Source organism: Bacteroidia bacterium (genome assembly GCA_019695265.1).
Classification (GTDB): domain Bacteria; phylum Bacteroidota; class Bacteroidia; order JAIBAJ01; family JAIBAJ01; genus JAIBAJ01.
This window is the reverse complement of the sequence record JAIBAJ010000127.1, coordinates 1-9,469: the sequence shown is the minus strand read 5'-3', so window position 1 is coordinate 9,469 and position 9,469 is coordinate 1. Positions and strand designations below refer to the sequence as shown.

The following is a 9,469-nucleotide window of genomic DNA, read 5'->3' as shown; positions in this document are numbered from 1 at the left end:
TGTTTAAAAACCTCCTTGGTTTCGATTGATTTATAGTCAAACTTTTTGCCCCATTCGGTGTGTTGGGCTTCGTTTAGTAAACGTGAAAGCCATTCAGCCTGAACATCGTGCGGATAACGAATAAACAGTTCCATTTGATGGATTCTGTTTTTCATAATCCAGGACATGAGGGAATTAATCAAGGCCATGCTGCGAAGGTAATGAAGAAGTATTACGGATAGATATTAAGAAATCTGCTATATGGTAATTGAAAGATGAAGCCTAGTGAAAGTTAAGGCCATTATTTAACCCAATTTCTGCATTTGAAATCTATTACAGATTTGGGTTTAACAGGAATAAGATTGGGCGACAACCTTAGGATTCCTCGATTTTCTCCAAAAGCCATTGAATATCAGCGGTTTGTCTTTTTGATTCCAGCAAAAGTTTGATTTCGTTCAGTTTTTTGAGACTATAGGAATTTTGGTGAATTTTTTTGGTGTAATAAATCAGGTTAGAGTAGATTAGTCGTTGGTAATCGGAAATTTTTCGGTTACGCTTTAAGAATATTCGAAAGGCCTTGATATGGTAGTCGAGGGCTAGTTCATCACCCATTTCAAAATAGGTTTTGAGCACAATTGCTTTGGTATCCAACTGATAAAACACATCGGTAAAATCAACCTTTTGAAGCAAGGATAAGGTTTTAGAATAGTCTTTTCTCATAAATGCCAGGTAGGCCAAATTGTATTTAAAGGCATTTTCTCTTTCTTCTTCCACCAGGAATTCCTTAAATTTATGAATAAAGGTCTGAGCCCAATCCAATTCCTTTAGACGCATACAAAGAGTTACAATGTTTTTATAATCCCATTGAGAAATTCGACCATTGGTAAGCAACACTCTATTTTCCAGGGTTTTTTGATACAATTCGAATAACTCACGCTGATAATTTACATTACCCAGGTTAATTTTCTTAATACAGTAGTTCAACGCATATTGATACATATCTCGGAGTTCCACCTGGCTAAACAAAGTTTCATGATCGATTAGTAATTTTCGTAAATCATGAAAATGGGCTTCTTTATCGCTTTCAGTCAGCGTTTTCAGAATTTTAAAATAAATATTAACGGCAGGAACGTCTTCCATGGGATGATGACTGAGGTAATTCACCATTTCATCCAGCAGGAACACTTTGTAGTTTGCACCTAAAACATTTTGCACATTAACTATTTCGCAACAAAGCTGGAGTTTTCGTGCCAAATAAAATTTATCCAGTCTATCTACTACCGTATCGATATTGCTTTCATTGTGGCGTTTAAAGTTTTTTCCTGCAGCGAGGAGTAAACCTTCTTCGGTAAGGAACTGATAAAGGAAATAGTTGGAATCTTTGGGTATTTTCTCATCCAGAAGCAATAATTCCTGTTTGGCTACTAACCCATTAAAAGCCTTCTCGACGCCACGGTTAATGAGTTCCTGCATCAACAATACATTGGAAAGAATGGGATTATTCTCCAAATGACAAACCAATAGAAAATGTTCCAACTCGGCATTCAAGTCAGAAAGCAAGTAACGGATTGGCTTATCCTGATAAGTTTGATTTGGAAAAAGATGATTAAAAAGAAATTCTTTAGAACGATTATTATCTTCTTCCAAACACCGAAAAAGTTTAAGCAGATTTTGCTTTGAATCGGATTTGGATTCTAGGTGCTGGGAAAACCTTTTTCTTTCGCGAACACTCAAGGAATTTAATAATCCCTGGGTTTTGGCTTCGAAAGTTTTATCAGTTTTCATGGAACAAAAATAGAACTATACCTTTCAAACAATTAAGAATAGATGGTTTTGTAGAGAAGAAAAAAAAGAAAGGCCATAAAAAAACGCTTTTTCAATTGAAAGGTAAAAGTCCGGTTTTAAAGAAAATTGTAGATGCAGAAGAACCAAACTCCAATAGGTAATTTATAATTTTGTTGGGCAAATTTAATTCTCTGTCAAGCTTATGGATACTTTAATAACGAATATGAATATCTCTTCCGGAAAATCCCCCGGCAATTGCGGTTCTCATGGTAATTCGTACCATGGTAAGGATTTATAATCTGTTATTATCCAAATAGGCTAAGCCCAAATAGGACCAAACAGCTTTTGCATCGGCAATAAACACTGTAATTTTCACCATAGTTTTGGACTATTTCTCAAATAACATAGGTATTATTTCATTTAGGTTCAACAAAACCATAGCTTTGCGGTCTGAACATGTCAATACGCCTCTATCGCATCCTCATTCAACTATATGGAGCCATTTTATGGACTGCGGCCAGTTTTAACATTAAGGCAAGGAAATTAAAAAGTGGCAGGGGGGGCTTATTTGCCAACCTGGAGAGTTTATTGTTAAGAGATGAGCGATATGTTTGGTTTCATTGTGCCTCTTTGGGAGAATTTGAACAAGGTCGTCCTGTTTTAGAATATTTCAGACAACGCCATCCGGAAGTTAAAATATTACTGACATTTTATTCTCCATCTGGATATGAGGTAAGAAAGAATTATAAACATGCCGATATTGTATCGTATTTACCATTGGATACGGCCGGCAATGTAAATCGTTTCTTAGACCTGGTAAAACCTGAGTTAGCAATCTTTGTAAAGTATGAATTTTGGCCAAATTTCCTAATTGGTTTAAAACAAAGAAACATTCCTACCATTTCCATTTCTGCCATTTTTCGTCAAAACCAGGTTTACTTTTGGGACTTTGGTCAGTTTTTCAAAAATGTATTGCGTTGTGTAAGCCATTATTTTGTTCAGGACATTCAATCCAAGCAGTTGTTGGAGAGCATAGGAATAAATCGGGTTACGATAGCAGGGGATACTCGTTTTGATAGGGTTTGGGAATTGGCCTCTCAACCGGTAAAGTTTGAAGAAATACAAACCTTTATTGGCGATAAACCTTGTTTTATTGCAGGAAGTACCTGGGAGGTTGATGAAGAAATGATTGTTAACTTTTTTATGGACAAGGACGATTGGAAGGTAATTATTGTACCCCATGAAATCAAACCTGCCCATATTTCAGCACTTTTAGATCGTTGTAAAGAAACTGCTGTTTTGCATTCCACCATGGATGCGACCAGTCATCCAAACGCTAAATTTTTAGTAATTGATACGGTAGGAAAATTGTCAAAAATTTACAAATACGCTGATATCGCCTATGTTGGCGGAGGATTTGGCAAAGGCATACACAATGTTTTAGAGCCTGCAGTTTGGGGGAAACCCATTGTGATAGGCCCTCATTATCAAAAATTTAAAGAAGCCAAGGGATTAGTAGATATAAAAACTGCCTTTCCGATGATGAGCAAAGACGACTTCCCTAAAATCATCAAAGTACTTTCTGATCCTGAAAAGCGAGAAGAATTGGGAAATAAGGCCCGAAACTATGTAGAAGAACATACAGGAGCCACAGCCTTAATAGTTGCAGAATTGGATAAAATGCTTGAAGCCCGATTAGAACGCAACCAAGACTAAAATCAGTGGTTTAAATCCGTGAAAAATCACACCTTTGTACAGAATAATTCGAAATGAACTTATTATTTTTTGATGGCCCCAGGCGCAACCACTTGTTGCCCCTCACTTACACTCGTCCGGTTTGCGACTTACGCATAGGTATTTTAACCATTCGCGAAAAATGGGAAAAGCAATTGGAATTGCCATCCTCCACCATTACCCAGGACTATTTAGCAGAAAAATACCCACTTCAGAAAGGCAAAAACAACCTATTAATTAATGGAAGTGTTTGCTTTTCCAAATCCTTGCTAGACGAAATTTCAGCACTTGAAACCAATCAGGGATTGACAAAAAGCGGTGAGATTATTGCGCTGTTACTGAATGAAAAAGGGCTTGGTGAAATTATTGACGGCAACTTTGATAGTTTTAAATTGAAGGAAGCCAAAACAGGTTTTAATAAAATTAATCATCTCTGGGACATTTTTGCCTTAAATGGTGCTGAACTTGATTTAGATTATCAATTTTTAACCAAGGGAAGAAAATCAGCCAAGGTGCCCGACAATTCGACCGTTCTTGCGCCTGAAAACGTATTTATTGAAGAAGGTGCAGAGGTTGAATGTGCTATTTTGAATGGAAAGTTTGGGAAAATTTACATAGGCAAGGAAAGTCGGGTTTCTGAAGGAGCCATTATTCGCGGACCATTTGCATTATGCGAGCATTCAGAGGTAAAAATGGCAGCTAAAATTTATGGACCTACCACAGTTGGACCACATTGTAAGGTTGGTGGCGAAATTAGCAACAGTGTATTTTATGCATACTCCAACAAAGGCCATGATGGATTTTTGGGGAATAGTGTCATTGGAGAGTGGGTGAATATTGGAGCAGACAGCAACAATTCCAATTTAAAAAACAACTATGCACCGGTAAAATTATGGAACTATGTGGATGGTAAATTTGCCGATACCGGATTACAATTTTGCGGATTAATAATGGGTGACCATGCTAAATGTGGAATTAATACCATGTTTAACACCGGCACCGTGGTTGGTGTGGCAGCTAATGTTTTTGGGGCAGGATTTCCCAGGAATTTCATACCCGACTTTTCATGGGGAGGTGCTCAAGGAATGGTGGAACATAGTTTAAACAAGGCTTACGAAACTGCCGAAACCATGATGGCTCGTCGTAAAATTGACCTCACAGAAACTGATAAAGCCATACTAAAATCAGTATTTGAGCAAACCCAACATTTACGTAAATAGAATGGGAATACGCTCGGTTCTTAGCAAACCCTTGGCTTATTACTTGCATAATAAGACCCAATCCTGGATGATGCATGCCGAGGCAGCCCAGGAACAGATTTTCAATTACCTGATTGAAAGTGCTAAGGCCACTGAATTTGGACGCAGACATCAATTTGAACGTATTCGAACCTACGAGGACTTTAAAAGGAATGTACCGGTAAGAGAATATGAAGGAATTACGGAATACATCGAATTAATATTACAAGGTAGGCAAAACATCCTTTGGCCCGGGAAACCATTGTATTTGGCAAAAACTTCCGGAACAACCAGTGGTTCTAAATACATTCCAATTACCAAAGAAAGCATCCCCAACCACATCAATTCTACCCGGGATGCCTTGATGGACTATATCGCAGAAACAGGAAAAAGCCAATTTCTCGATCATAAACTGATATTTCTGAGTGGAAGTCCGGTTTTGGAAAAAAAAGCCGGAATTCATATGGGCAGATTATCCGGAATTGTTAATCACCATGTTCCTGCTATTCTGAGAAGTAATCAAATGCCCAGTTATGAGACCAATTGCATTGAAGATTGGGAAACCAAGGTAGACCAGATTGTAAAAGAAACTATTCAGGAAGATATGTCCTTAATTAGTGGAATTCCTAGTTGGGTTCAAATGTATTTTGAAAAGCTGAAACAAGTTAGTGGTGGCAAAACCATCCAAGAGATTTTCCCCAACTTTTCTTTGTTCATTTACGGAGGCGTAAATTATGAACCCTACCGAAATAAATTTGAACGATACATTGGAGGAAAGGTCGATAGTATCGAATTGTTTCCTGCCTCTGAAGGTTTTTTTGCTTACCAAAACCAACAGGATGATAAAGGTTTGTTATTAATGGCCAATTCGGGAATTTTTTTCGAATTTATTCCTGCTGATGAATATTTTAATGACAACCCTACCAGGTTAAACCTCTCCCAGGTAAAAACCGGAGTTAATTATGCTTTAGTTATCAGCAGCAACGCAGGTTTATGGGCTTACAGCATTGGCGACATGGTAAAATTCACCTCTGTGAAACCATATAAGTTGATAGTGGCAGGACGGATAAAGCATTACACCTCTGCATTTGGAGAACATGTAATTGCCGAAGAAGTAGAGGCTGCTTTGCAGGTGGCGATATCTAAATGTGGAGGAGAAGTAACGGAATTTCATGTGGCTCCCATGGTAAACCCAACCGAAGGACTTCCTTACCATGAATGGATGGTAGAATTTAGTTCAAAGCCATCCAATTTGGATCTCTTTACCCAGGTTTTAGATGAAAGTTTACAAGATAAAAACTCGTATTACAAAGACCTTATCCAAGGCCATGTGCTGAAACCCCTTATCATCACCCCTGTAAGCCATGAAGCCTTTATTAATTTTATGAAAAGTGAAGGCAAATTAGGTGGGCAAAACAAAATTCCACGATTGGCCAATGATAGAAAAATTGCCGACAAACTGATACAACCATGAGAATTGTAGGAAGAATCCCACACCCGGAATTTTCAATTTCAGTTTTTGAAATGAATGAAAAATTCGTAATTAAATTCGAAGCAGGTCCTATGGAACAAACTTATAAGTTTTTGAAGGAAGGCCTTGGCAGCATGGAATCAATTGAGGCTCTGTTTGATGAAACCTTCCTTGATAACATCCGGAGCCGATTTGAAGGAATGTACATGGATATGAAAAAAGCAAGAGGGTAAAATTTTAATAACCTTGCCTTGTATACCATTTTTTTTATCTTTGTCCAATTCCCCCATGGAGAAATTTACACGAACCCCAACAGAATATACCCCATTGGTAGATTTTGACCCTCAAAGCGGTCAAATGCTTATTTCGGGGAAGTCGGTTCCTTTCAACCCTAGTGAATTCTACATTCCCATTTTTGATTGGTTGCGTTTTTACATGGAACATCAAGCTCCTGAAACAACCGTTACCATCGCTTTAAGCTATTGCAATTCTTCAACCATCAACTGGCTGAAGGACATTCTAAAACTTCTTAAAAAAATGGATAAACCAGGTAACAATTTCAGCTTGGTTTGGCAACACGATAAAAACGATGAGGACAGTTTGGAATTAGGACAAGAATTATCCAGGTATTCCGGGATTATTTTTAAGTACAAATCCAGTTAGCATGACTAGGAAAGAACGGTTTGCCAAGGTGCTGGCCTTTTTCCAACAACACCAACCCCAGGCAGAAACTGAACTTATTTATACAAATCCATTCGAATTGTTGGTAGCGGTGGTACTTTCAGCCCAATGCACCGATAAACGCGTAAACCTGACTACCCCCAAATTATTCGAACGATTTCCGGATGCTGATAGCTTGTCGAAAGCCGAAGTTTCCGAGGTATTTGATTTGATTCGAAGCATCAGCTACCCCAATAACAAAGCCAAACATTTGGTTCAAATGGCCCAAATGCTGGTAAAGGACTTTAATAATACCATTCCTTCCGATGTAGAAACCTTGGTTAAATTACCCGGAGTTGGAAGAAAAACAGCCAATGTAATTGCATCAGTGGTTTTTGATCAACCTACCCTTGCTGTTGACACTCACGTATTTAGGGTTTCGGCACGAATAGGATTAAGCAAAGGAGCCAAAAATCCGCTACAAACTGAAAAACAACTTTTAGAATATATTCCGGAAAGTTTGGTTGCTATTTCACATCATTGGCTAATCTTACATGGACGTTATGTATGTACAGCTCGAAATCCAAACTGCATGAATTGTCCTTTACAGGATTGCTGTCAATATTTCGAAAAAAACCTAGCCAAAAAGTAATGCAAATTTTCTATGGCACCTTATTCACCCAAGGCGGTGAATCACTTCCGGTGGAAATTGGAATTACCCTGTATCATTTGGAATTAAAAACAGATTACAGTCAGTTTATTTGGAAAACCAATCAATTGCGATCTAACGAAAAAGCTGATAAAATCACCATACACCATGAAGACGGAATGTGGATTGAATGCACACAACCCGGTTTCAAGGATCAATTGATTAAATACCACCCCAAATCAGGATTAAATCCGAATGCAAAGCCTCAATTTGGGCCTGCACCATTTGGCAAAATTAGTTTAGTAATTTCAGGAATCCTTTTGGCTGGCATAGCCTTTTATTGGTGGGGAATTCCGGCAATTGGTAACTGGATAGGAAATCATTTACCGGTTTCAGTGGAAAAGGAACTGGGTAAAAACATGTTTGATCAAATGAAAGGACAATGGGCTATAGATAAGGATCGCAGCCAGGCCATTCAAGAATTCTATAAACAACTGCAAGAACAATCCGAGTATAGTTATCATGTGGTGGTGGTAAAAGAAGATGTGGTAAATGCCTTTGCAATGCCAGGTGGTTATATTGTTGTTTATGATGGCTTATTAAAGAAGATGAAAAACCATGAAGAGCTGGCCGGATTGCTTGCCCATGAAAGCTCCCATGTACAATATCACCATACTAGCCGAACCTTATGTACTACCCTGGCTAATTATCTTTTCTTTTCTGCGATTATTGGTGACATAAATGGTGTTGTGGCAATTTTAGCTCAAAATGCTGATCAAATCAAAAGTTTATCCTACAGTCGCGATCTAGAAACAGAAGCAGATTTAAAGGGCTTGGAACTTTTGTACCGAAAAAATATTGACCCCAAGGGAATGCTTGGTTTAATGCAAACCTTAAAGCAAGAAGAACTATCAAACGGGGGTACTATTCCTGAATTTGCCAGCACTCATCCCCTACCCGATTCCCGAATTTCAACTTTACAGGAATATATTAAACAACATCCAATACAGGCAAAGAAGGATTCTGTCATGGAGGCTTGTTGGAATCGAATTAAATTCTAATCCTTTGCCTACCTTTGACCAGCAGTTCGCCGGCTTGTCGCTCTTTGAAAAAAGGGAGGAAAGTCCGGGCAACAAAGGGCACCGTACTTCCTAACAGGAAGGCTCTAAGGTGTAATGCTTTGGAGACAGATAGTACCACAGAAAAAAAACCGCCTTGCTTGCAAGGTAAGGGTGAAATGGCGGGGTAAGAGCCCACCGCTTCAACAGTGATGTTGAAGGCCGGGTAAACCTTACGGGTTGAAATGCCAAATAAGCTTAGGGCTTGGAGCGGCCCGTTCCAATGACTTCGGTCATACCTAAGCGGGTAGGCAGCTAGAGCCAAGATGTGAATCTTGGTCGAGATAAATGACAGGCCACGACAGAACCCGGCTTACAGGCGAACTGCTTTTTTACTGAAACAGGTATTAAATTATCACCTCCTGCGAAGTACATTCTATTAAATCAATGTAATTTGAAAATGGACCAAACTATTTAGGGTCTGCAAATAAACATTCAAACTATTCATTTTCAATTATTTAAGCGCTTGTTTGCCTATACTGGTTGCTATGATTATACTTATAATACCATGAATTCGTTGCCCAAGCCTGAAAGATACCATGACATGTTGGGAAAGAAATTACCCTGGGAGGTTGCGCATCGGGCAACGATAGAGGCAAGTAGCCCACAGGACCACTATGGCTTTAGCCTAGTGGGACGAGGACTACAGCCGATAGCGTGACCCGAACGCCCATGCAGGTTGTTTGGGGTTTAATACTACATTGGTTGGGCGGAGGGGGCCCGCATACTAAAGAAATATAAAATCAACGAATTCGTTAAGATTACGATTAGAATCTTACATAAAATAATTGAATTCGTTTAGTGAATAAATTTTGGAAGGTGTTATCAATTAGTT

General features: G+C 38.7%; 9 protein-coding genes and 1 other RNA gene. 8 read left to right on the top strand and 2 right to left on the bottom strand.

Going from position 1 to position 9,469, the window contains the following annotated elements:
- Positions 1-188, bottom strand: a 188-nt coding sequence (locus tag K1X82_13725) for a GH3 auxin-responsive promoter family protein (GenBank protein ID MBX7183164.1), incomplete at its 3' end; no start/stop codon positions are given.
- Between the two features lie 166 nt (positions 189-354).
- A complete protein-coding gene (locus tag K1X82_13720; protein ID MBX7183163.1) occupies positions 355-1,764 on the bottom strand; it encodes a hypothetical protein in 1,410 nt (469 codons plus the stop codon).
- A gap of 456 nt (positions 1,765-2,220) precedes the next feature.
- Here K1X82_13720 and K1X82_13715 point away from each other — a divergent pair, with 456 nt between their 5' ends.
- The 8 genes from K1X82_13715 (at position 2,221) to rnpB (ending at position 8,966) form a co-directional block, all read left to right on the top strand.
- Positions 2,221-3,480, top strand: a complete 1,260-nt coding sequence (locus K1X82_13715) for a 3-deoxy-D-manno-octulosonic acid transferase (protein MBX7183162.1) — start codon at positions 2,221-2,223, stop codon at positions 3,478-3,480.
- A 53-nt stretch (positions 3,481-3,533) separates the two neighbouring features.
- The gene (locus K1X82_13710; GenBank protein ID MBX7183161.1) at positions 3,534-4,718 is read left to right on the top strand and encodes a GlmU family protein; all 1,185 of its coding nucleotides are present in this window, start codon (positions 3,534-3,536) and stop codon (positions 4,716-4,718) included.
- 1 nt (position 4,719) lies between these two features.
- On the top strand, positions 4,720-6,210 hold the full coding sequence (locus tag K1X82_13705) for a GH3 auxin-responsive promoter family protein (GenBank protein ID MBX7183160.1): 1,491 nt from the start codon (positions 4,720-4,722) through the stop codon (positions 6,208-6,210).
- Between the two features lie 50 nt (positions 6,211-6,260).
- A complete protein-coding gene (locus K1X82_13700; GenBank protein MBX7183159.1) occupies positions 6,261-6,440 on the top strand; it encodes a hypothetical protein in 180 nt (59 codons plus the stop codon).
- Between the two features lie 55 nt (positions 6,441-6,495).
- Positions 6,496-6,870, top strand: a complete 375-nt coding sequence (locus K1X82_13695; GenBank protein MBX7183158.1) for a DUF1987 domain-containing protein — start codon at positions 6,496-6,498, stop codon at positions 6,868-6,870.
- Between the two features lies 1 nt (position 6,871).
- Positions 6,872-7,519 (top strand): endonuclease III, encoded by a 648-nt coding sequence (nth, locus tag K1X82_13690; protein ID MBX7183157.1) that lies wholly within the window; start codon positions 6,872-6,874, stop codon positions 7,517-7,519.
- Positions 7,519-8,577 carry a M48 family metallopeptidase gene (locus K1X82_13685; GenBank protein ID MBX7183156.1) on the top strand — a complete coding sequence of 353 codons (1,059 nt, stop codon included), beginning with the start codon at positions 7,519-7,521 and terminating at the stop codon, positions 8,575-8,577. The genes nth and K1X82_13685 overlap by 1 nt, the downstream gene beginning before the upstream one ends.
- Positions 8,578-8,598: 21 nt before the next feature.
- An RNA gene (gene rnpB, locus K1X82_13680) (RNase P RNA component class A) lies at positions 8,599-8,966 on the top strand.
- Positions 8,967-9,469: the final 503 nt, after the last annotated feature.

What these genes read in the sequence shown, in the direction of transcription:
- K1X82_13720 (MBX7183163.1), bottom strand. Translation starts at nt 1,764, where the DNA reads ATGAAAACTGATAAAACTTTCGAAGCCAAAACCCAGGGATTATTAAAT.
- K1X82_13715 (MBX7183162.1), top strand. Translation starts at nt 2,221, where the DNA reads ATGTCAATACGCCTCTATCGCATCCTCATTCAACTATATGGAGCCATT.
- K1X82_13710 (MBX7183161.1), top strand. Translation starts at nt 3,534, where the DNA reads ATGAACTTATTATTTTTTGATGGCCCCAGGCGCAACCACTTGTTGCCC.
- K1X82_13705 (MBX7183160.1), top strand. Translation starts at nt 4,720, where the DNA reads ATGGGAATACGCTCGGTTCTTAGCAAACCCTTGGCTTATTACTTGCAT.
- K1X82_13700 (MBX7183159.1), top strand. Translation starts at nt 6,261, where the DNA reads ATGAATGAAAAATTCGTAATTAAATTCGAAGCAGGTCCTATGGAACAA.
- K1X82_13695 (MBX7183158.1), top strand. Translation starts at nt 6,496, where the DNA reads ATGGAGAAATTTACACGAACCCCAACAGAATATACCCCATTGGTAGAT.
- nth (MBX7183157.1), top strand. Translation starts at nt 6,872, where the DNA reads ATGACTAGGAAAGAACGGTTTGCCAAGGTGCTGGCCTTTTTCCAACAA.
- K1X82_13685 (MBX7183156.1), top strand. Translation starts at nt 7,519, where the DNA reads ATGCAAATTTTCTATGGCACCTTATTCACCCAAGGCGGTGAATCACTT.